The organism is Planococcus maritimus, from assembly GCF_001592825.1.
Lineage (GTDB): Bacteria > Bacillota > Bacilli > Bacillales_A > Planococcaceae > Planococcus > Planococcus maritimus_C.
In genome coordinates, this window is record NZ_LTZG01000011.1 from 121,333 (window position 1) to 142,684 (window position 21,352).

The 21,352-nt window shown below is 48.7% G+C and carries 19 protein-coding genes; 6 read left to right on the top strand and 13 right to left on the bottom strand.

What is annotated here, in order from left to right:
- Positions 1 to 168: 168 nt before the first annotated feature.
- Both AY633_RS09280 and AY633_RS09285 read right to left on the bottom strand, forming a co-directional pair.
- Positions 169 to 681 (bottom strand): DinB family protein, encoded by a 513-nt coding sequence (locus AY633_RS09280; RefSeq protein WP_068488084.1) that lies wholly within the window; start codon positions 679 to 681, stop codon positions 169 to 171.
- A gap of 90 nt (positions 682 to 771) precedes the next feature.
- A complete protein-coding gene (locus AY633_RS09285) occupies positions 772 to 1,125 on the bottom strand; it encodes a helix-turn-helix domain-containing protein (RefSeq protein ID WP_068488086.1) in 354 nt (117 codons plus the stop codon).
- 206 nt (positions 1,126 to 1,331) lie between these two features.
- Here AY633_RS09285 and AY633_RS09290 point away from each other — a divergent pair, with 206 nt between their 5' ends.
- Complete coding sequence (locus AY633_RS09290; protein WP_068488087.1) at positions 1,332 to 1,991, top strand: GIY-YIG nuclease family protein; 660 nt, start codon at positions 1,332 to 1,334, stop codon at positions 1,989 to 1,991.
- 369 nt (positions 1,992 to 2,360) lie between these two features.
- Here AY633_RS09290 and AY633_RS09295 read toward each other — a convergent pair whose 3' ends face one another.
- Together AY633_RS09295 and AY633_RS09300 are read right to left on the bottom strand one after the other, a co-directional pair.
- Entirely contained in the window at positions 2,361 to 3,005 is a 645-nt protein-coding gene (locus AY633_RS09295; RefSeq protein ID WP_068488089.1) for a DUF1643 domain-containing protein, read from the bottom strand.
- Between the two features lie 102 nt (positions 3,006 to 3,107).
- Positions 3,108 to 4,235 carry an NADH-dependent flavin oxidoreductase gene (locus AY633_RS09300; RefSeq protein WP_068488091.1) on the bottom strand — a complete coding sequence of 376 codons (1,128 nt, stop codon included), beginning with the start codon at positions 4,233 to 4,235 and terminating at the stop codon, positions 3,108 to 3,110.
- 157 nt (positions 4,236 to 4,392) lie between these two features.
- On the opposite strand from AY633_RS09300, the gene AY633_RS09305 reads away from it, so the two are divergent.
- Positions 4,393 to 5,421, top strand: coding sequence for an NADP-dependent oxidoreductase (locus AY633_RS09305; RefSeq protein ID WP_068488093.1), 1,029 nt, complete (start codon positions 4,393 to 4,395; stop codon positions 5,419 to 5,421).
- 73 nt (positions 5,422 to 5,494) lie between these two features.
- On the opposite strand, the gene AY633_RS09310 is transcribed toward AY633_RS09305, so the two are convergent.
- From AY633_RS09310 to nadB, 7 genes are all read right to left on the bottom strand, one after another.
- A complete protein-coding gene (locus AY633_RS09310) occupies positions 5,495 to 6,652 on the bottom strand; it encodes an iron-containing alcohol dehydrogenase (RefSeq protein ID WP_390176116.1) in 1,158 nt (385 codons plus the stop codon).
- A gap of 46 nt (positions 6,653 to 6,698) precedes the next feature.
- Positions 6,699 to 8,120 (bottom strand): aldehyde dehydrogenase family protein, encoded by a 1,422-nt coding sequence (locus tag AY633_RS09315; protein WP_068488096.1) that lies wholly within the window; start codon positions 8,118 to 8,120, stop codon positions 6,699 to 6,701.
- 20 nt (positions 8,121 to 8,140) lie between these two features.
- Positions 8,141 to 9,529, bottom strand: a complete 1,389-nt coding sequence (locus tag AY633_RS09320) for a hypothetical protein (protein ID WP_068488097.1) — start codon at positions 9,527 to 9,529, stop codon at positions 8,141 to 8,143.
- Positions 9,530 to 9,670: 141 nt separating this feature from the next.
- Entirely contained in the window at positions 9,671 to 10,672 is a 1,002-nt protein-coding gene (locus tag AY633_RS09325) for a LacI family DNA-binding transcriptional regulator (RefSeq protein WP_068488098.1), read from the bottom strand.
- 216 nt (positions 10,673 to 10,888) lie between these two features.
- Positions 10,889 to 11,983: a quinolinate synthase NadA gene (gene nadA, locus AY633_RS09330; RefSeq protein WP_068488100.1), complete on the bottom strand. Its 1,095-nt coding sequence runs from the start codon at positions 11,981 to 11,983 to the stop codon at positions 10,889 to 10,891.
- A complete protein-coding gene (gene nadC / locus AY633_RS09335; protein ID WP_068488102.1) occupies positions 11,980 to 12,834 on the bottom strand; it encodes a carboxylating nicotinate-nucleotide diphosphorylase in 855 nt (284 codons plus the stop codon). Before nadC ends, nadA begins: the two co-directional genes overlap by 4 nt.
- Positions 12,834 to 14,384 carry an L-aspartate oxidase gene (gene nadB / locus AY633_RS09340; RefSeq protein ID WP_068488105.1) on the bottom strand — a complete coding sequence of 517 codons (1,551 nt, stop codon included), beginning with the start codon at positions 14,382 to 14,384 and terminating at the stop codon, positions 12,834 to 12,836. Before nadB ends, nadC begins: the two co-directional genes overlap by 1 nt.
- A gap of 99 nt (positions 14,385 to 14,483) precedes the next feature.
- Here nadB and AY633_RS09345 point away from each other — a divergent pair, with 99 nt between their 5' ends.
- The 4 genes from AY633_RS09345 to AY633_RS09360 all read left to right on the top strand — a co-directional run bounded on the left by AY633_RS09345 (position 14,484) and on the right by AY633_RS09360 (position 17,709).
- Positions 14,484 to 15,617 carry an IscS subfamily cysteine desulfurase gene (locus tag AY633_RS09345; RefSeq protein WP_313903504.1) on the top strand — a complete coding sequence of 378 codons (1,134 nt, stop codon included), beginning with the start codon at positions 14,484 to 14,486 and terminating at the stop codon, positions 15,615 to 15,617.
- Positions 15,618 to 15,753: 136 nt separating this feature from the next.
- Complete coding sequence (locus AY633_RS09350) at positions 15,754 to 16,128, top strand: GntR family transcriptional regulator (protein ID WP_068488106.1); 375 nt, start codon at positions 15,754 to 15,756, stop codon at positions 16,126 to 16,128.
- Positions 16,125 to 16,997, top strand: coding sequence for an ATP-binding cassette domain-containing protein (locus AY633_RS09355; protein WP_068488107.1), 873 nt, complete (start codon positions 16,125 to 16,127; stop codon positions 16,995 to 16,997). The genes AY633_RS09350 and AY633_RS09355 overlap by 4 nt, the downstream gene beginning before the upstream one ends.
- A 1-nt stretch (position 16,998) precedes the next feature.
- Positions 16,999 to 17,709, top strand: a complete 711-nt coding sequence (locus AY633_RS09360) for a hypothetical protein (protein WP_068488109.1) — start codon at positions 16,999 to 17,001, stop codon at positions 17,707 to 17,709.
- Between the two features lie 311 nt (positions 17,710 to 18,020).
- On the opposite strand, the gene AY633_RS09365 is transcribed toward AY633_RS09360, so the two are convergent.
- On the bottom strand, positions 18,021 to 18,956 hold the full coding sequence (locus tag AY633_RS09365) for an acetamidase/formamidase family protein (RefSeq protein ID WP_068488111.1): 936 nt from the start codon (positions 18,954 to 18,956) through the stop codon (positions 18,021 to 18,023).
- Positions 18,957 to 19,327: 371 nt separating this feature from the next.
- Entirely contained in the window at positions 19,328 to 21,259 is a 1,932-nt protein-coding gene (locus AY633_RS09370) for an LTA synthase family protein (RefSeq protein ID WP_290438400.1), read from the bottom strand.
- Positions 21,260 to 21,352: the final 93 nt, after the last annotated feature.

The window sequence follows — 21,352 nt, forward strand, 5'->3', positions numbered from 1 at the left end:
GCTGCCTAGACTTCCACCGACCGTCCAGTCTCTTCTTGCTGCGCGCAATGAGCCTACTCTTTCATCATTCAACATATTCGTCGTTGCTTTTTGCAATTGCTTTAAATCTTAGCATCTCCGCGGAATAAGTCAAGCGGTGGAACGCGGACAGGTTTTCTCCTCCTATTTTCACTTCTCCACCATGCGCTTGAGAATCCGAATCTGCCCCCTGTGGCTCGTTTCATCTTCTACGACATGGAACCAGAGATAATACTTATTGTAAGTGACGCCATTATCATATTGCCCTTCCTCGTACAACCAGCTATCATCGACACTTTCCATTAGCGACAGTGTATGGTCCCTGACCTTCTTTAATTCATCCAGATAATAATCAAGCGAATGCCCACGGATCTCGCTTCTCGCCTTGTCCCCCAACTCAAGTGGCACCAGCCATTGCTCCAACTCTTGCTCTGTCAGGTCTCGGTTTTCAAACGCGATGATCTGGTGGACAAATTCAATCGCCGCTATATGCATTAAGAGCGCCCCGATCGAATTTGAATGCCCGTCAGCTAAATGATCCAGCTGTTCGATGGATAAGCCTTCTACATCCGCTAAAGTTACCGCGCGCGTGTAGTCGAGCATGGAGACAAGTTCGCCGATTTTTGGCGAAAAGCCTGCTCGCTCTTTGATTCGGTAATCCATCCTTCCGCCCCCTTTTAAATTGCAAGTTGCCTCCGACAAAGAAAAAGACTGGATTATCCAGTCTTTTTCTTTGTGTCTTCCACATCGAGTCTACGCTAAACTGAACTTCTTTTGGATTCTTTTGACGATATCCGCTTCTTTACTTTGAATGAATTCGTTCGCAATTTGCTTCACCAGTGCATTGATTTCCCTGTTCATTTCGGTCTTCATTCTGACTTGATCAATGACAACTCCGTTTGGCGTAAATTGCCGGCCTACAAGATCATCCAGCGAGACATTGTATAAGTCTGCTATTTTCATCAACACTTTAAGATTCGGCTCACTTTTCGTGGTCTCAAAATGACTATAGCTCGCCCGTGCTATTTTTAAATGATCCGCAACCACTTGCATCGATAGTTTGTTCTGTAGCCTAAGTGCCTTTAAGTTTTCAGCTAGTTTTGGCATAAAGTTTCTCCTCACAAAATCATTATAAGAACACCATCAATTATGAATTGTGCTTCTAAGAAGGATTTCCATGTTTAGGGGACGATAAAACGAATAGATAATAGGAAGAATGCGCATTTAATAATTAAATAGTATCACATCAACTTCTATTATATAATCATAATATCATACGTATTTGGAAATAATTATAGATAGGATGTGTACTCATGTTGAAAAACCTGCTTAACAAACTATTATCTCCGGCTCCTGAAACTGCTCCATCATCAAAAGTCTATTTGTATGAACCTAATCAAGACGCCTTAAACGAAGTGATGACCTCTCCCGATATCCCTGGAAAAGCACCGGGCTATGTCTATTTCGTGCAAGAGCATATGAACGGCTCGTTCAAAATCGGCAAAACCAAGCATGTCGAGCGCTATATGAACTTGTTCGTCGTCAAATTGCCTTTCGAAAACAAATTGATCCATTTGATCAAATCCGGTGATCACCATCAGACAAAAGCCGCTTTCCATCAGTATTTCAAAGACAAACGTCTGGAGGGAGAATGGTTTGCGTTGAATCAAGATGACGTAGCTTGGCTAAAAGCAGGAAAATACCCTGAGGCTATACAGCAGACGATCTCAGGCGGGCAGACAATTGCGGATCCGCCATCCTCTCAGGCAGCAAAAGACGATAAACCACTGACGCCAAAGCAAATGGCATTCGCTAAAACCTTACTCACCAAGCTTGAGGACCGCTACGAACTTGCTGTGGATTTTTCGCAGCTCACCCACAAAGACCTGAACCGCTTAAGCGGCTATTTCCGATTTAACAACCAAGGCGCCTTAAACAATTTGGTATCGGCTGGTGTGCTCAAAGAAAAATGAGAATACTAAAAAGGCGGCTTCAATGGAAGCCACCTTTTTATCAGAGTGTTGAAGAAGTCTATAATCTTCTATAAATGAAAAGAGCTTGGCACTATTCCACAATTAAAAATCAACGAATTATCTAAGTATTTGGAGAAGCGTTCGCTCGTAAACCCTTCTGCTCAATAATGCTGCGCATTACTTTCGCAAAGATAATGTCTCCCGTAGGTCGACCTTATCTTTCCAGTGGATCAGCGAGACGACCGAGACCCCGCAAGGCGCAAAGCGACTGAGGAGGCTTGGGCGCGAGCCCACGGAGTCGTGCGATAAGCTTCGGAAAATACGGCTTCTTAAATTTTTCGAAAGTCTAAAAAGGCGGCTTGTCGATTACTAAAGCAAAGCTTCCATTTGATCTAACCAGATGAGCCGGTCCGCAACCGTCGCAGGTTTGGGATGGCGCGGGAAGCCATTTTCAGCTGCTACCCAGGCGATCGCATGCTCATACGGACTCTCTGCCTGCCCGTTTCGGAACAAGCCGAACTCTGCCGCGAGCCTTTTGGCGACAGTCGATGAGCCCCATGCAAAAATAAGATGATCGGCAGACCCGAGCATAGCTTCACGCTCATCCATATTCCCTTCTTGGAATAACGAATGGGCGACACCCGAGTTATTGAACTGACTTTCGATAACCTTGAACTTGCCCATATTCCCTTCACAAATATCCGATAAATTGACGAGCGTGACTAGATTCCATCCTTGCCGCTCCATCAAGTTCATCAATTGGTATTGCGTCGGATTCGGTTTCGTGGAGACCCACTTTGCATCTCGCAGGCTCTTCTCCGTCTTCCCTGCTTGCTCACAATTGGACGGATTGATCATCACGATCACCGCATCTGCCCGTGTGGCAAACACACCGTTTCGCCTGATGTGCGCTTGCCGGCGCATGAGAATTTTTTCGTTCGCTAGTTCGGCCTGATAAAACTTGGCCTCGACCGAAAAAATTTGCTTTAATTGTTCAGCTGGAATCAGCGACACCCAATCACTCCCTACGCTTATGATTCATATCAGTCTATCAAATAGATGATTCTTACACAAAAAAGCTCCCAAGCCATATTCGGCCTGGGAGCTTTCTATCGTTTATACTTTCGCGTCAACTTTGACCATGCCGTAAGAAGTGACAGCGTTCCACATCGTTTCTGGGATGTCGAGTTTGCCGACCAATTCTTGCGGTACTGTTTCGTTGATTTCTGATTCGTTTCCTTGTTTCACTTTCTCGGTCCATTCCGGATCGACCAGTGCTTGGCGGCCCATGACGATGATGTCCGCTCCTTCTTCAAGCGCAGCTACTGCATGATCAGGACGTGTGACCCCGCCGACTACGACGAATGCAACACGGCCGTCGATTTGTTTCGACAGGATTTGGACGATGCTATCGCCATCTTCCATGCCGCGCGGCGCTTTTTTGAATTCCATAAGCGATACGTGGAGATAATGGATGCCGCCTTCAATCAAACGCTCGACCAATTGTTGCGTCTCTTTGATCGTATAGCCGACGGATTCTGCATTGTTTTCTTCCGGCGATAAACGGTAGCCGATGATGAAGCTGTCGTCTGCATGTTTCGCAGCGACTTGCTTCACTTCATCTAAGACAGCCAAGGCAAATTTCAAGCGGTTCTCTAAGCTTCCGCCCCACTCGTCTTCACGCTGGTTGTAAGTAGCGGAAACGAATTGCTGGATCAAATACGTATTGGCGCCGTGGATTTCCACGCCGTCAAATCCGGCTTCGATTGCGCGGCGCGTCGTTTCACCGAAATCGCGGATGATGTCGGTGATTTCCTCACCCGTTAAAGCACGTGGTGTCGGCTTGTCTGCAGACTCTGCGATGGCGCTCGGTGCGACCGTTTCGCCCGCTTCGATCAAATCCGGCTGGCCTTGGCGTCCGCCATGCTGCATTTGCAGGATCGCTTTGCTTCCTTGTGACTTCATTTCCGTCGCCAATTGCTTGAGGCGCGGCATGACATCGTCTTTGTATGCGACGAATTGATTCGGGAAAGCGAGACCGTTTTCCGATACCGCGATGCAGGCAGAGACGAATAGGCTGCCAAGACCTGCACGGCGGCGGTAATAGGCAAGTTCTGCATCTGATACTGTGCCGTCTGGATTTCCTGAATAAGTTGTCATCGGGGCAACGCCTAAACGATCAGACAGGACAACGCCGTTTGGCAAAGTGATTTCTTCAAATAATGATTTGTATTGCGGGTTCATTTTATGACCTCTTCCCTTGAATTAAAGTTAGTTATATTAAAATATCATAGCATTAGGACAACTACAACAATACGAACTTGACGAGCTGGAAATTTTACTTTTTTTCCATGAGAGTGGTACGCTTTCCTATGCAAACTTATTCCAAGGAGGAATTGACATGACCCCAAACACATATAGAGAAATCCAATTGGCAAACCGCCCAGAAGGTACGCCGACTGATAATGACTTTAATTTTGTTGAAAAAGAAATTCCAGCCATCGGAGCAGAGGAATTATTGCTAAAAACTTTATACCTCTCCGTTGACCCGTATATGCGCGGTCGCATGAAAGACCAGAAATCCTATGTGGCGCCATTCGAATTGAACAAGGCGATTTCAGGCGGCATCGTCGCAGAAGTCATCGAATCGAAATCCGAACACTTCACACAAGGCGATATCGTCACAGGTTCTATGGACTGGGCTGAATACAACGCGGTCGAAGCGAAATCCGTCCAAAAAGTGGACCCATCCATTGCGCCAATTTCCACGCGCCTTGGCGTACTTGGCCTGACAGGTCTCACCGCATACTTTGGCTTGCTGGATATCGGCAAGCCGCAAGAAGGCGAAACAGTCGTCGTTTCCGGCGCGGCAGGAGCTGTCGGTTCTATTGTTGGGCAAATTGCCAAACTTAAAGGCGCACATGTTGTCGGCATTGCCGGCTCACAAGATAAAATCGATTACTTGATCAACGATCTTGGATTCGACGAAGCCGTCAACTACAAAGACGCTAACTTCAAAGAAGCCTTCCAAAAAACCATTCCGAATGGCGTTGACGTCTATTTTGATAATGTCGGCGGCGAAGTATCGGACGCAGTCATAGTGGAGATCAACCGCAATGCACGCGTCGTGTTGTGTGGCGCCATTTCTGCTTACAACAATCCGGAAGCAGATATCGGCCCACGCATCCAATGGAAATTCATCACGACAAGCTCGATGATGAAAGGCTTCACACTTGGAGATTATGCGCATGATTTCAAAACTGGCGCACAAGACCTTGGCAAATGGCTGCAAGAAGGCAAATTGAAATACGAAGAAACGATCACCGAAGGCTTCGATAATACGCCAAAAGCATTCCTTGGCTTGTTCGATGGCAGCAACCTCGGCAAACAATTGGTGAAAGTCGCAGATCCAGACTTCGCTAAATTGTAAATCTCACTTTCATCTATAGAAACACAAAAGCTGAAGCGGGAACCTAAATGGGTTCCTGCTTCAGCTTTTTTTATCATCCTTTTTCAGTAACTTCCCCTGAATAAGCGGCATGGTAGATTGCGTAAATATCTTCTCTTTCAAGCGGCATTGGGCTTCTCGCGAGAATCCTCGTTTGCTTGATGCCATCATCTGCCAAGCTGTCTAAAGCGTCTTTTCCAATATCGAAGCCTTTCAGCGACACAGGAATGTGGACGTCGGCGACGAGTTTTTTCAATTCCTCGACGCATGTATAGGAAGCTTGTTGTTCATCCAGCTCTGTGACGTTGACGCCCATCGCCTCGACGATGTCCTTCATTCTCTTCTCGCAGCTCGGACGGATATAGCCCATGACATACGGAAGCAAAACAGCATTCGATTCACCGTGCGAAATGTGGAATTGGCCGCCGAGTGGATACGCCAAGGCGTGCACACCGGCAACGCCGGCATTAAAGAAGGCCAAGCCTGCCAAATAGCTTCCATAGCTCATATCGGTGCGCGCTTCTTTGTTTTCCCCGTCTTCTACCGCCGTGCGAATCGAGTTACTGATCAAACGGATCGCCTGCAACGCCAAGCCATCTGTCACAGGGTTGGCGTTTTTCGATACGTATGCTTCTACTGCATGCGTCAAAGCATCGATGCCTGTCGCCGCTGTCACTTTCGGCGGCAAGGAAACCGTCAATGCCGGATCGACAATCGCCACGTCCGGCAATAGGTAATCATGTGTCACGACGTCTTTCGTGGAATCCAATGACAACACCGCGATATTGGTCACTTCAGAACCCGTTCCTGACGTCGTCGGGATCAGTATTTTCGGAATGCCTTTGTCGGCTAACGTACGGTCTCCCGTCAAATTCAAATAGTCAGCTACTTTTCCTTCGTGCGTCGCAAGGACTCCCGCTAGTTTCGCGAGATCCAGTGCACTGCCGCCGCCAAGGCCAACGACGAGGTCGAATTTATGTTCTTTCGTGTAGGCGACCAGTTTTTCACCCACCTCAAGCGGGGGTTCCGGCACGACTTCTGTGTAAACACTTGTCTGCCATCCTTTTGCTTCGAGCGGTTCGACGATTTTTTTCGTCATCCCGAGTTCTTCAAGAAACGGATCGGTGACGATGAGGATATTGCTGGCGTTCAGCCGTTCTGCTTCGACCGTCAACTGTTCCAATGCGCCCCAGCCGGTATAGCTGATCGGCATGAATGTAAGTTTGCTCGACACATCATTCACTCCTTTTCCCAGTTCTTTACGATTGATTCCAGATGACCAATTTCATTTCAGTCATTTCTTCAATGGCGTATTTAAGTCCTTCTTTGCCGTTACCGCTTTCTTTCACACCGCCATAAGGCATCTGATCGACACGGAATGTTGGGATGTCGTTGATCAACACCCCGCCAACTTGTAGCTTTTTCGATGCGCGGAAGGCAGTCTTGATATCATTCGTGAAAATCCCAGCTTGCAGTCCGAAATCCGAGTTGTTGATTTCGTGGATGCCTTGTTCGATCGATTGGATAGAATTAACGATAACGACAGGCGCAAACACTTCCTGACACGACACTTTTGCATCACTTGCCACATTGGACAAGATCGTCGGTTGGAACACTTCATCTTCGACGGTTCCTCCAGTGATCAGCGTAGCCCCTTCATCAACTGATTCCTTCACCCATTCGACAGCCCGCTGTTGTTCTTGTTTCGAGATCATCGCGGACAGATCAGTTTTCATATCCAATGGATCGCCAATCACCAATTGATTGGCCGCTGTTTGGAAGCGGGACAAAAACTCATCCATTACATTTTCCATGATGTAGATGCGTTGCAAAGAAATACACACTTGCCCTTGGTTCGAAAAAGCACCGGCAATCGCTTTTTCCACGACCACGTCCAAATCGACTCCTTCGTCGACGATCATGCCGGCATTTGACCCTAGTTCCAACGCCACTTTCTTCAGCCCTGCCTTGTCTCGTATGCCTTTACCGACAGCCGGGCTTCCGGTAAAGGTCACCATTTTCACTTGGTCGCTTTCGACCAACACATCGCCGACTGTTCTGCCGCTGCCTGTGACCAGGTTGAACGCGCCTTTCGGCAAATCTGTCTGGTCCAGAAGTTCAGCCAGAAAAAAGGCCGAAAGTGGAGTTTGGGAAGCGGGTTTCAAGACGATCGTATTGCCTGCGGCTATAGCTGGACCTATTTTATGAGCGACCAAATTTTGCGGGAAGTTGAATGGTGTGATCGCAGCCACGACGCCTAAAGGTTCGCGCAATGTATAGGCTAAGCGGTTACTTCCGCCTTTTGCGGCGTCCATCGGAATCATTTCGCCACACAGCCGTTTCGCTTCTTCAGCCGCGAATTTATACGTTTCAATCGTCCGGTCAATTTCCCCTAAGGCAAATTTCAATGGCTTGGCTGATTCTTGCGCTATGATTTTCGCCGCTTGCTCTTTATGTTCAATGAACAGTGACACCAATTGCTCCAGAATTGCCGCACGCTCGTAGGCCGTTAATGCTGCCATGGCTTCGCGTGCTTCAGAAGCTGCATCGATTGCCGCTTCCACATCTGCTACAGAAGCTTTCGGGATTTCACCGATTTTTTCATTCGAGTAAGGCGAGAACAACTCGGCGTGGTCTATTGTTTCTTGCCACTCCCCGTTTAGATAAAGTTTCTTTTTCATACGCGACACCCTTTCATCCGTTAAGCATTTTCTTTCGTTTCCGGCACAAGGTCTTTCGTGAATGTCTCATCCGATTCGTTCTTGAAGAAGTCTTTTCCGTAAATCAATAAGCACAATGCGATACCGACCGGGAAAGCCCATGCCGCTCCTTTGATGACTAGGACGGCCCCAATGATGCCGGCAATTCCTAAGTCACTCTGGCTTCTCGCTTCCAAGATGCCGACTTTCACACTGACATACCCTTGGATCAATAGCGTTAATGCGAGAGCGATGCCGAGAATTGGCTGAACCAAGCTGACGATTGGCAATAACAACAAGCCGGTATTCGTTCCCCATCGGAATGAACCTGCGCCCCCGATGAAAGAATCCATCGCTTTTCGGCCATCTTTATATCGCTGAACCACGACCACTTGCATCGCTGCCCATAAAGGACCCGCCATGGTCACATCTGGCCCGAGTACACTCATCGCTGAATTTCTCGCCCCGAAAATCAAATGCGCACGGTTCGGATTGTAGTCAAGTTTTTCATCCGGTCGTGATAAGTCTGCTTCTTTTACTAATGCTTTCGTCTGCAATACATCGCCGAAAAGAACAATATACGCCGCCAGGACCGTTGGAATACCTGTGACAAACAGCATCAACGGCGGGAACCCTAAACCAAACATAGTGTAGTTCGTCCATAGGCCGACAAAATCAGGCGAGATCAAGCCCCATTCAATCGTCGGCCATGGCGCTTCGCCAAACAGTGGCGCAATCACAATCGCGATGATGATGATCGGGAAAATGCCTAGCTTTCCGACCAAGCCCCATATCGGATGGGTTGTTTTGAGTTTATCGAAATGCTTTGAAAACAATAAATAGAAACCAATACCGACAGCAATTGAAATTGTCCATGGGAAGGTTTCAAAACGGCCGCCTACTTCAAAAATCGACGCCACTGCGGCAAATCCGGCACCTAGAATAATTCCGGCCCTAATGGCAGAAGGAATGCTCGATACGACTTTGGCAGCCAATCCGGTCGATCCAAGAAGAATCGCAAACACCCCTAAGGTCATTTGAAAAGCGATTAATGCGTGTATCCTCTCAGGCCCTTCTGGAAATTGCATGCAATACAACATAATCAGCGGAATCGCCGGTGTAATCCATCCCGGAACTGCTGGATCCCCGAGCAAATGATGCAGCAAATAAAAGGCCCCGTTCAGCAATACAATGGCTAACGCCACTTCAAAAGGCATCCCAAGCAATTCGATCAATAACGGAATTGCAGCTAGATCAACTACGCACATTAACAGGCCTTGCACATAATCCGGCCACTCAAATCGATAGTGAATAAACGGCAAGCGAATTTTAAACGGCCCCGCTGGAATAAAAGGTGACTCTTCTCCAAACTCACGTTGTTTCCATTTCATATACATCCCCCAGTTTCTTCGTGAAATTTTTACCCCTTTGCTATTTAGATGAATACAAGTTCATCTCCCCCTAATGAAAGCGCCATCATTTTCACTAACAATAAAATGGTTACGTAACCATTTTGAGTGAAAAAAAAGGGCTTATACCCTCCTTCTTGCCATTGTTGTCTTTCTTTCGAATAGTCTAACAGCTTTTGTGATTTGAATACAAGGATTATTTTTTTCACAAATCATATCGATCAGTGTTTCAATCGCCAATTGACCGAGGTTGGCCGATGAAGAAATGCCGACCGTGGTTAAGTTGATAGAGGCATGCTGGCCGATTTCTACATTGTCGATGCCGATGATGCTAATATCTTCCGGGACGCGATAACCTGCTGAAATATAAAAATCCATCATCTGGATTGCAATGGCATCTGTCGCTGCATAAATCGCCGTCGGTTTGTCTTTCAACTGTTCCATTTTCAAAAAAGTTTTGCGCAGCTCTTCTTTGCTTGTATCGGTTAGAAAAACACGCTCTTGCTCGACTGCAACTCCGTTTTTTTGAAACGCTCTCAAAAAGCCGTCATACCGGCCTTTGAATGTGCTAACTTCTAGGGGCCCACCCACCCAGCAAATCGTCTCATGACCAAGCGATAGTAAGTAATCAGCAGCCAGAAAACCGGCCTGTTCGTTATCCATTTCAACAAAATTCTTATTGCTTTCGTGCTTTCTATTGTATGTAATGAACGGAATTCCTGATTTTTCCAACTTATGGAAAATAGGATCCTCTATCAAAATAGAGGACAGGATTATGCCGTCCACTTTGTTTTCAAATATGGAGTGGTACGTATCGGTAATGTTTTCGTTTTTAGAGAAATGGACATTCACTTTAAAGCCGTTTTCATTGGCAAAATTAACTATGGATGTTGTCGTTTCTACAAAAAACGGGTTAAACAAAGGCCCTGACACCAAGGCGATGGTATCGGTTTTTTGCTGGACGAGCGAGCGGGCATTCGCATCCGGAATATAGTTTAACTCGTCGATGGCCGCCATCACTTTTTTATACGTAGGTTCTTTGACTCGATCGGGCGTATTCAATACACGCGACACCGTCGTTTGTGAAACGCCTGCATATTTTGCAACATCTTTGGATGAAACCATATGAACCCCCTCAGCTGATATAAGTTATGGAACATCTATGAACACAAATTGAATGGCATCCATCAACGCCTGTGTTTTCAGTGTTTGTCGAAACGGGCTTTCACTGAAATATTACACGAAAGTCGATGATCGATAAAGGGGGAGCTAGCCTCCAAGGCTTTATTGTCCCATCTCATAAAAAACCCGCTCCCCATTTCAGGACAGCGGGTTTCACGCTTATAACATTTTCTCTAAAGCCATCTTCGCTTCCACCGCCGTTTTGTCATCTACTTGAATGCGGTTAAGGACGCGGCCTTCCACCAGTTCTTCCAAAATCCACGTAAAATGCGGCAAATCGATGCGGTTCATCGTCAAGCATGGGCACATAAACGGGTTCAAGGAAACGATATCACGGTCAGGGAAATCCTTGATGAGCCGGTTGACAAGGTTCATCTCCGTGCCGATCGCCCATTTCGAACCTGGTTCCGACGCTTCAATCATGTCGATAATGTATTTGGTCGACCCGGCAAAATCGGATGCACTGACGACTTCGTACGTGCATTCCGGATGTACCAGAATATTGCGATCTGGTTCTTTTTCGCGCAGGTTGTCGATGTGTTTCGGCAGAAAATTCATATGGACCGAGCAATGCCCTTTCCACAAGATCACTTGCACCTCTTCTATGGCGCAGTCGAGTTCAAGCTTCTGTCTGATGGGATCCCATATAGCCATACGCTCTAGCAGAATCCCGAGTTTCACCGCGGTGTTGCGCCCGAGATGCTGGTCGGGCAAGAACAGCATGCGCTGCTTTTGCGCCAATGCCCATTCAACCATTTCTTCGGCATTGGAGGAAGTGACAGTTGCGCCGCCGTTGCGGCCGACAAAGGCTTTGATCGCCGCTGTCGAATTGACATAGGTCAACGGCACAATGGTATCGCCGTATAATTTCTGCAATTCCAGCCAAGCGCGTTCCGTTTGGTCGATATTGGCCATATCCGCCATTGAACAACCTGCCCGCATATCCGGCAAGATGACGGCTTGATGCGGTTCGGTCAAAATATCGGCCGTTTCCGCCATGAAATGGACGCCGCAGAACAGGATGTAATCCGCTGTCTGGCGGCCGGCGATTTGGGATAATTGCAGCGAGTCGCCTTTAACATCGGCATACGCAATCACTTCGTCTTTCTGGTAATGGTGGCCCAGAATATAAAGCCGGTCCCCGAGTGTTTCACGAGCCTGTTTTGCCCGTTTGTGCAGTTCTTCAGTCGATGCGGTTAAATAACTTTTTGGCATGGCATCTGCCATTTGCAGTTCTTCAAGCAAAGAAGTCATCGTACAAGTACCTCCTTATGGGATAGGGAAAGATTCATGCTCATGTCAAGATTCGACACGCTGTGGGTCAAGGCACCGATGGAAATGACATCGACACCGGTGTCGCGGTAAAGTGCGAGCTTCTCAAGGTCAATGCCGCCGGATGCTTCTGTGCGAATCGATTCTGGCACAAGCTGGACCCAGTGCCGAATTGTCTCAGGTGACTGGTTATCAAACATGATGGCGTCAGGTTGTGCTTCTATAGCCTCCATCAATTGCTTCTCGGTTTCGACTTCTACTTCGATCATCGTCATATGGCCGAGTGAGTCGCGCACTTTTTTCACTGCCTCAATAATCGAGCCGGCAGCCGCGATGTGATTGTCTTTTAACATGACTGCATCGTACAGCCCGTTTCGGTGATTAAACCCGCCGCCTGCGCGAACTGCGTATTTTTCAAACATGCGCAGCCCCGGGGTCGTCTTACGGGTATCGACGATTTTAGTATGGGACGAACCAAGTGCGTCAACGCATTTTGCGGTCAATGTCGCCACTGCGCTCATGCGCTGAACTAAGTTCAATAACACCCGCTCCCCTGCAAGCAGCGAGGCAACCGGGCCCGTCAGCTTGACGATCGCTTCCCCCGCCCGTACCCGGTCTCCATCCCGTTTCAATAGCTCTACACTGACCGAGGCATCCAATAGCCTGTACCCCCATATATAGCAGTCGAGCCCTGCAATGACGCCGTCTTGCTTCATGCGGACGATGGCTTCGCCGCTATCGGTATCGCTAAACAATACAGACGATACGTCGCGGTCTCCGATATCTTCGAGTAAAAATTGCTTTAACGCTTGTTCTGCTTTCAAACGATTCATCATACTGTCTCCTTGAGATAAATTTTACGCTCGCTTAAACTTGTCCCTTGTTTCGACAACTCGATGACTTTTCCGGTCCACTGTTCTTTCATTTCCGGAATATCGATCCGGTAATGGCCGCCTCGGCTTTCTTCACGCAATAAAGCAGCTGTTGCAATGAGGCTGCTTGCGGTGCTTCGGTGGATCTCGGCAATGAGCTCATCCGGATAGTCACGAAGCGGAAACGAACGCAGCGGATGCGCCTTCAGAAATCGGGCCAGTTGTTCAGGATGTCTCAAAATCCCTGCGATATGTGTCATTTCTTTTTTCAATTCACTTTCATCTAGCGCTTCGAAATCGGGCCGTTGGCTAGCACCAAAATTCACAGGTACGTCCAGTGGCATTTTCTGATGATGAAGCTCTTTGATCCGTTCAGCCAAACGGCGGCCGAATACCAACCCTTCAAGTAAGGAATTGCTCGCCAGCCGGTTCGCTCCGTGGACGCCAGTCGATGCCACTTCGCCAATGGCAAACAGTCCTGCAACCGTCGTCGCACCGTAACTATCCGTTTTCACCCCGCCCATATGGAAATGCGCGCCCGGGCGCACCGGTATCAGTTCATAGCGCGGATCGATTCCGTGCCGCATACAATTCGCCTGGATTGAGGGAAAGTGTTGAGCAAACTCAGCCACTTTTCTAGCATCCAAGTACACAGGGCCATGTTGTTGCCAATGCCATTCAATGGCCCTCGCCACGACATCACGCGGTGCAAGTTCCATGAGTGGATGGATGCCGGCCATGATGCGCTTGCCGTTTCGGTCCACCAGCAAAGCTCCTTCCCCGCGAACCGCTTCTGAAATCAATCCACAAGACTTGCCGCCGATGGTCAGGACCGTCGGATGGAATTGGACAAACTCCAGATCTTCCAGCACCGCTCCTGCGTGGTAAGCAAGTGACAACCCGTCGCCCGTTGCCACGGAGGAGTTCGATGTCTGGCAATACAATTGGCCAATCCCGCCTGTCGCAAGAACGATGTGACGGGCACGGATAATCGTGCGGTCACCTGTAGGCTGAGAGACAAGAACACCTATGCAACGACCTTGTGAAACTATCAGTTCCAGAGCTTGATGGCCCGGTAAGCGCGTAATGTTCTCTGCGGAATCTTCCAATAGAAACTGCATCAGCATGCTTCCAGTTTGATCGCCTCCTGCATGCAAGATGCGCCTGGTGCTATGCGCGCCTTCCATGCCAAGAGAGGGCTGGCCGTTTCGATCTGCATCATAAGGCAATCCTTCTGCAAGCAATTCCGCTACGATGTCGGCTCCTTCACGGACTAATATATCCACCCGTTCGGCATCTGCGTGATGGGCCGAAGCGAGCATGGTATCGATGGCATGGGATTGTGCACAATCGTCCACACTAATGCTCGCGGCAATGCCGCCTTGTGCGAGTGCAGTGTTTCCTGCGTAAGCGTGCTGTTTAGTCAGCAAGGCAATTGAATACGAATCAGGAAGCGAGCGCGCAAGCATCAGCCCGGCTACGCCTCCTCCGATAATGCAAACATCATACAAACTTTACACCTTCTTTACAAGTGTCTTGACACCATTAATGACATAAAGATAGAGTGATTACAAGAAGAAAGTCCATTCAAGGAAGGAAATTGATAAGAGATGATGATTTATCTGGACTCTGCCGCAACCGCCCCGATGAGAAAAGAAGCGATCGCTGCCTACGCTGAAGCAGCGGAAAATGCCTTTGGCAACACGCAAAGCCTTCACGACGTAGGATCTGCAGCCGCTGATTATGTCGTTTCGTGCCGGAAGTTATGGGGACAATTTTTGAACGTCCGGTCTGATGGCATTTATTTCACCGGCAATGCATCTGAAGCGAACCAGCTCGCCATCCGCTCGCTGCTAAACGGCAGGCCCACAACTTGCCGGCAGATTGTCTCTACGAAACTCGAACATGCTTCCGTGTTGTCTACACTGCATGAACTTGAAAAACAAGGCTACACGATCGATTACATTGAAGTCGACCGCTTTGGCCAAATCGATATGAAGGCCTTCGAGCAAGCTGTCAGTGAAAAGACAGCGCTCGTCGTGATGCAGCTCGTCAATTCCGAGATGGGTGCCGTGCAGCCGGTCAAGGAATGTGCGCAAATCGCCAAGCGCTTCGGCGTTCCGCTTCATTCAGATATCGTTCAGGGATTCGGGAAGCTCCCCGTCGATCTCACATCATGGGGCGTCGCTTCCGCAGTATGTTCGGCGCATAAAATCGGCGGCCCTAAAGGCGTCGGAATCGCCTACCTCGACCCGTCCGTCCACTGGCAGTCGGTCCATGAAGGGACGACGCATCAAAACGGATTCCGCGCAGGGACTGTGGATGTTCCGGGCATTGTCTCCGCAACCATCGCCGCGAAGCTCGCCGTCAGTGAACAGCTGCAAAACTATGAACAAGCGCAAACACTTCAGGACTACCTATTAGCACATCTACCTGATGGCGTAATCGCAACCGGTGATATTACCTCGAAATCTCCGTTTATCCAAGGTTTGATCTTGCCGCATGTCGAAGGGCAATGGATGATGCTCGATTGCAATAGGGCACAGATCGCCATTTCCACCGGCACGGCCTGCAAGATCGGCTATGGCGAAGCGATGTCCGCAATGCTTGCGATGGGCATAGAACCGGATGCGGCACGGAAATTCATCCGCATCTCCTTTCATCAAGAAACCAGCACACGGGACATTGACCAGTTTCTCCACGTCGTCGAAAAGTCCTTAGCCCAATTCAGTTCCCCCCTTTAAAGCCGCGATTCCAGCGGCTCTTTTTTTATGCTTGGAACTTTTCTGATAATTCCGTTGACAAAAAAACACCTTTGTTATATGGTTATACACATAAGTATATAACCATTACACCAAATCACCTTAAGGAGGTGTTTCCATGATCAACCCATCCGATTCGACAAAGCCCCTGTTTCTCCAAGTCCGCGAATTGATTGAAGACCAGATTGTTAACGATCAATTGCAAGAAGGCGACCAAGCCCCGTCGACCAATCAATTGGTCAATTTCTACAAGATCAATCACGCCACCGTGTCCAAAGGCATCACCCAGCTCGTCGATGAAGGCATACTTTATAAAAAGCGAGGGATTGGCATGTTCGTAGCAGAAGGCGCAAAACACACATTAGTCCAGCAGCGAAAAAAATCATTTGTTGATAATTACGTTACCCGCCTGGTACAGGAAGCAGAAAAGCTCGGCATCACCGAGCAGGAAATCATTGAATTCATCAAATCGGAGAAAGGACGTGATGCATGATGACAGCCGTTCAACTCAATCATGTGACCTTGAAATTCAAGAAATTCAAAGCCTTAGAAGATATCTCCCTTACGCTCGAAGCCGGTAAAATTCATGGACTCATCGGCCGGAACGGCGCAGGCAAAACCTCGCTTCTTTCGTTAATCGCCGCTTTTCGGGAGCCGACAGCTGGTGAGGTCTCGGTAGACGGAGCCTTCGTTTTCGAAAACCCGGAGAAAATGGAGCAAATCGCGTTCATTTATGACAAAGACTATAAAGAAGAAACCGAGAAGGCAAAAAAATTGATCGCCCTCGCCTCCCATTACCGGCCCCATTTCGATATGGGCTACGCGGAGCATTTGATCAAGCGTTTCAAATTGCCCGTCGATAAACCTGTCAACAAATTATCGAAAGGCATGCAGTCGGCACTGAATGTTGTCATCGGCCTCGCAAGCCGCGCGCCTGTTACGATTTTCGATGAAGCCTATCTTGGCATGGATGCACCCGCACGCGAGATTTTCTACAAGGAAATCCTGATAGACCAGGAAGAACATCCGCGTACGTTCATCCTCTCCACCCACCTAGTGTCCGAGATGGATTATTTGTTCGACCATGTCATCATTATTGACCAAGGGCGGCTGGTCTTAAACGAACCGTATGAAACACTTGAAGCGCTAGGCGCATCGGTCACAGGCGCAGCAGCAGATGTCGATGCATTTACAGCAACTATGCAGCGGCTGAACGAACAGCAGCTCGGCGGCACGAAATCTGTGATGGTCTACGGGGAACTCGGCGAAACGAAACGCCAGGAAGCCCATGCTTTAGGACTTGAAATAGGACCCGTCTCGCTTCAAGACCTGTTCATCTACTTAACCGAGGAGGCGAACTGATATGACATCCATACGCTCTATGAAAGTAGCCACTGCCGTATTTAAGGAAATGATTCGTTGGAGCCTTTGGTTTTTCTCCATTTTGCTGGCGATCCATTTGATCCGGGTTTTTTGGCTGAATGGCGGGACCGCCCCCATTGAAGGGTTCTTCACCTTCTCCCAGTACTCGACAAGTATCTTCACGCTGGTGCTCGGCATCATGACCGCTTATACGTTCATGGGCCGGCATATCCAACAAGGCGTTAGCCGACGGGATTCTTTCTTCGGTATCTCCCTTGCCGCCACTGGGTTCGCTTTGTTCCTAACCGTTGTGCCGCTTGCCATTAATGGCCTTCAACACTTGTTGGCTAAAGCTTCGATCTTCCCGGTCGCGCTGGATACGGCTGTCGTTTTTGAATCCACAGCTGGCGCAGCCGCTGCAGCGATTGGGCTGTTCTTGAATGTGCTCACTTATTTTTTCACCGGCTGGCTCATCAGCATTGGCTATTACCGTTTCCGCTGGATTGCCGGGTTCGGCTTTATCGCCTTGTCGTTCATCGTCTTCGGCCTCAACGACTATCTATGGAAGCCTGGAAATTACACGCTGGACTGGCTGCCATACGAACCGTTTGAAATGGATTTCTGGCTGACGGTACTCGGTTCGGTCGCCATGCTGCTTGTGCTTTTCCTGGCCATGAGGCTTTTGACAAAACGTGTCCCGATCAAGATGTAACAAACTAGCCCATCAAAAAAAGCTGTTCCGCAGATGATTACATCTGTAGAACAGCTTTTTTTAGAGTGTTGAAGAAGTTTAAATTTCATTAAATATCAAAAAAGCAGACGCGATTATACATTTAAATAACCAATGATCTGTCTAGTATTTGGAGAAGCGTTCGCTCGACTCCGGTGGATCAGCGAGACGACCGAGACCCCGTAAGCAGCGAAGCGGCTGAGGAGGCTTGGGCGCGAGCCCACGGAAAGCGAGCGATAAGCTTCGGAAAATACGATTATCTAAGTTTCTCGTCAGCTTTTTCATATGTCGTCTTAACGGATTGCCCCGTGCGGCAAAATGGCGTGAACCCCTTTAACGCCATTGACGATCTGGGTGATGTGCAAATCGACCGCCACACTTGCCAAAGCGGTCGCTTGTGTTTTGGAAACGGAATGAAATGTTTGGATCAAGCCGACCATTTCATCAAGCGCCGTCGCGGCCGCCTCATTCAAGTCTTCATCAAAGCCAAACGTCACCCAGCCTGCAGGCGTTTTCGCTTTTGGCATGCGGAGCGTCATCTCTTCGTGAAGCACGACCGTCAATTCGACGTGATCCATCGGGCATTCGATCGCCGTCCCGGAGTTTTCCCCATCGCCTTGCAATGCGTGCCCATCGCCGAACGATAGCATCGCGCCGTCGACTTCAACCGGCAAAAACAGCGAGCTGCCTTTGACCAGTTCCTTGCAGTCGATATTGCCGCCCGTCCGGTATGGCGGAGCGGTCCGGTGGGTGCCTGGTGCGCCTGGCGCCAAGCCAATCAACCCAAGGAATGGCGATAAGGCGACGCTGAACTCGGTTCCGGACATCGAGCATTTGCCGGTCATCTGTTCACGGTCCAGCGCCCAATCGACCTGGAGGCGCTCGCTGTTTGCGATGCCGAGCTTTTCATTTTGCCAAGCCGGCGTCCCTCCTGCCCAGTTGCGGCCATACCAGCCAGGAACATTCTCGTTAATGCGTACTTCCAGGACCATCCCGGGCTTTGCGCCTTCGATTTCAATCGGCCCGAGGAGCGGATGGCCAAGTTTTTCTTCCTTTTCCCTCGAGCTATAAATGATCCGCTCTTCGCCTTCATGCGCCGAATAGCCCCATTCGATGTCCGGCGTCCGTGCTTCGAGTGTGTCGCCGGAACGCACCGACAGGATTGGCTTGTAGGCCTGGTTGAACGACGAGTGGAGATTTTCGGATGTGAGTTCGATTCGATGATTCATGAGCTGCCCCTTCCGTGTAGCTGGTTTCTTTTGATGATAGCAGAACCCATGCGAGTTCCGGCAGGTCTTTTGCGATCAGGCACTGCGCTTTCGAAACGCGCGCCTTTCTGCATACAATACGCATTGCGCACAAACGACTACCGCCTCGTTGCGGTCGTTATAATATTTTCTTGGCTGCCGCGCGCGTTGTTTGCACACTGCACATTTTTTCTTGAAAAATGAAAACATAGTCTGTCGCTCCTTTACGATAATAAATCAGCTTTCTTTTAGTCTTTCACATTCACGGCTGTTAGAGAAGTTTTTTGCCCCGCTGCCAGCCCAAACAAAAAAGATGCCCTTGACCGATCGCTCGGCCTGGGCATCTTGTTCCATCAATTTTCTATATTTCTCGGCTGTTGGTAATAATAATCCGCCGGGTCGACCGGGGTGAATCCAACAGGTGTGTAAAACCTCAGCAAGTCGCCATTGACGACGCCATCCGACAGTTGCAGTTCATATCTGCCGCGCTGTTTCAATTCCTCGGCTTCCTCCAGCTGCTCTTCATCAAGCGGCAACCCGGTATCCGGATCGTAAAACGCTTCGCCGATGGAATAGGCCTCGGGGCTGACATAATCGCCATTGCGGAACATGACGAGTTCCTCATGCTCTTCTGACAACAGGTCAGTCCCAAAATGCACGTAGTTTTGTGTTTCCACACCGAGCAAATGCAACACGGTCGGCAATAGGTCAATCTGGCCGCCGTACGTATCGTTGACGCCACCCTCCATCCCTGGCACGTGGATGAACAATGGTACACGCTGAAGCTTGGCATTTTCAACCGGCGTGATGTCTTTCGATAAGACTTCAGCCATCGCTTCATTGTGATTGTCGGAAATGCCGTAATGGTCACCGTACATGACAATCATTGTATTGTCGGCAAGTCCCGACGCTTCAAGCTGTTCAAAAAATTGCTTGATCGCTTCGTCGGCATAACGCGCCGTTTGGAAATAATTATCGACGCTCGCATCACCTGTTGTCCCTTTTTCGATGGTCGCCAATTGCTGATCCATTTTATAAGGGAAATGATGCGCCACAGTGATAAATTTCGTATAGAATGGCTCCGGCAACGATTCCAGGAGCGGTGCGGACTGCTCGAAGAACGGTTTGTCCATCAAGCCGTATTCAGCCAAATCGGCTTCGGTCGTATTCGGGTACGATTCGATATCGAAGAAATGATCGTAACCGAAGGATTTGTAAATCTCGGAGCGATTCCAGAACGTCCCGTTGTTGCCGTGAAACACAGCCGACGTATAGCCTTTATCTTTCAAAATGGCTGGTGCGGACTGATAGGTGTTCTGCCCTTTCGTAATAAACGCCGAACCTTTCGGCAAGCCAAATAGGGAGTTTTCCAACATAAATTCGGCATCGGACGTCTTGCCTTGAGCCGTTTGATGGAAGAAATTATCGAAATACATCGTGTTCGGGTCTCCTACCATCGAATTCAAAAACGGCGTCACTTCTTCGCCGTCCAGCTCATAATCGATCAAGAAGGTCTGGAACGATTCCAGGTGCAGATAGATGACGTTCATGCCTTCTGCTGCACCAAAATATGCTTCATTCGGGCTCGCATAATTGGATTTCGTGTAATTCAACACTTCCGTATTATCGTCGCTGTCGGCCATGACACGCTGTGAGGAAGCTTTCAGGCTTTCCACCGTGTCATATAATGCGTAATTATACATTCCCAAATACTTGACGATGTACGTGCGGTCAAAGCCGCGCGTTAAAAGATCCGGCCGGTCCGATTCCGCAAGCGACAAATTGAACAATGAGATCAATAAAGCCGCCGCAATAAGGGGCAGCGCCATTCTCTTTTTGATCGTGCGCATGTCTTTTTCCATCCGCTTCGACAGGATCAATGTCCCGAGCAGCAAGACATCTGCAAAGAACAGGATGTCGAGTGGCTGGATCAAGGTCAGCACACTGCCGCCTAAATCACCGAAATTCTGGGTTTGGAACAAAGTCGGCAAAGTGATGAAATCACTGAAAAACCGGTAATAGACGATATTGGCATAGAGCAGAATCGACATGCCAAGGTAAATCGACAGCAATGCCCAGTATTTTCGCATCCCTTTAAAGAATAGGGACAAGCTCAGCAATAAGAGCGCAGAGCCTAACGGATTGATCAACAACAGGAATTCCTGCAGCCCGCCTTCTACTTCTAGTGTGAATTGTGTTTTTTGCGAGATATACGTTTTCGCCCATAGCATTACAACCGCTAAGAGAAAAATGGGCATGTAGGTATTCATTTTCATTTTTTTCATATTCATTACACCTTTTCATGATCAATTATCTTCAGGCCATTCAATTGCCTGTTTCCTGAAAGAAACATTCTCTATTGTACTCCCATTTTCCGG

Excerpts from the sequence above, each read along its gene's own strand:
- AY633_RS09300 (WP_068488091.1), bottom strand. The coding sequence starts at position 4,235 with ATGAACCCGCAATACAAATCATTATTTGAAGAAATCACTTTGCCAAAC.
- AY633_RS09290 (WP_068488087.1), top strand. The coding sequence starts at position 1,332 with ATGTTGAAAAACCTGCTTAACAAACTATTATCTCCGGCTCCTGAAACT.
- AY633_RS09370 (WP_290438400.1), bottom strand. The coding sequence starts at position 21,259 with ATGAAAAAAATGAAAATGAATACCTACATGCCCATTTTTCTCTTAGCG.
- AY633_RS09320 (WP_068488097.1), bottom strand. The coding sequence starts at position 9,529 with ATGAAATGGAAACAACGTGAGTTTGGAGAAGAGTCACCTTTTATTCCA.
- AY633_RS09365 (WP_068488111.1), bottom strand. The coding sequence starts at position 18,956 with ATGAATCATCGAATCGAACTCACATCCGAAAATCTCCACTCGTCGTTC.
- AY633_RS09360 (WP_068488109.1), top strand. The coding sequence starts at position 16,999 with ATGACATCCATACGCTCTATGAAAGTAGCCACTGCCGTATTTAAGGAA.
- AY633_RS09350 (WP_068488106.1), top strand. The coding sequence starts at position 15,754 with ATGATCAACCCATCCGATTCGACAAAGCCCCTGTTTCTCCAAGTCCGC.
- nadA (WP_068488100.1), bottom strand. The coding sequence starts at position 11,983 with ATGACTTCTTTGCTTGAAGAACTGCAAATGGCAGATGCCATGCCAAAA.
- AY633_RS09315 (WP_068488096.1), bottom strand. The coding sequence starts at position 8,120 with ATGAAAAAGAAACTTTATCTAAACGGGGAGTGGCAAGAAACAATAGAC.
- AY633_RS09325 (WP_068488098.1), bottom strand. The coding sequence starts at position 10,672 with ATGGTTTCATCCAAAGATGTTGCAAAATATGCAGGCGTTTCACAAACG.
- AY633_RS09355 (WP_068488107.1), top strand. The coding sequence starts at position 16,125 with ATGATGACAGCCGTTCAACTCAATCATGTGACCTTGAAATTCAAGAAA.
- AY633_RS09285 (WP_068488086.1), bottom strand. The coding sequence starts at position 1,125 with ATGCCAAAACTAGCTGAAAACTTAAAGGCACTTAGGCTACAGAACAAA.
- AY633_RS09305 (WP_068488093.1), top strand. The coding sequence starts at position 4,393 with ATGACCCCAAACACATATAGAGAAATCCAATTGGCAAACCGCCCAGAA.
- nadC (WP_068488102.1), bottom strand. The coding sequence starts at position 12,834 with ATGAATCGTTTGAAAGCAGAACAAGCGTTAAAGCAATTTTTACTCGAA.
- AY633_RS09280 (WP_068488084.1), bottom strand. The coding sequence starts at position 681 with ATGGATTACCGAATCAAAGAGCGAGCAGGCTTTTCGCCAAAAATCGGC.
- AY633_RS09345 (WP_313903504.1), top strand. The coding sequence starts at position 14,484 with ATGATGATTTATCTGGACTCTGCCGCAACCGCCCCGATGAGAAAAGAA.
- AY633_RS09310 (WP_390176116.1), bottom strand. The coding sequence starts at position 6,652 with ATGCCGATCAGCTATACCGGCTGGGGCGCATTGGAACAGTTGACGGTC.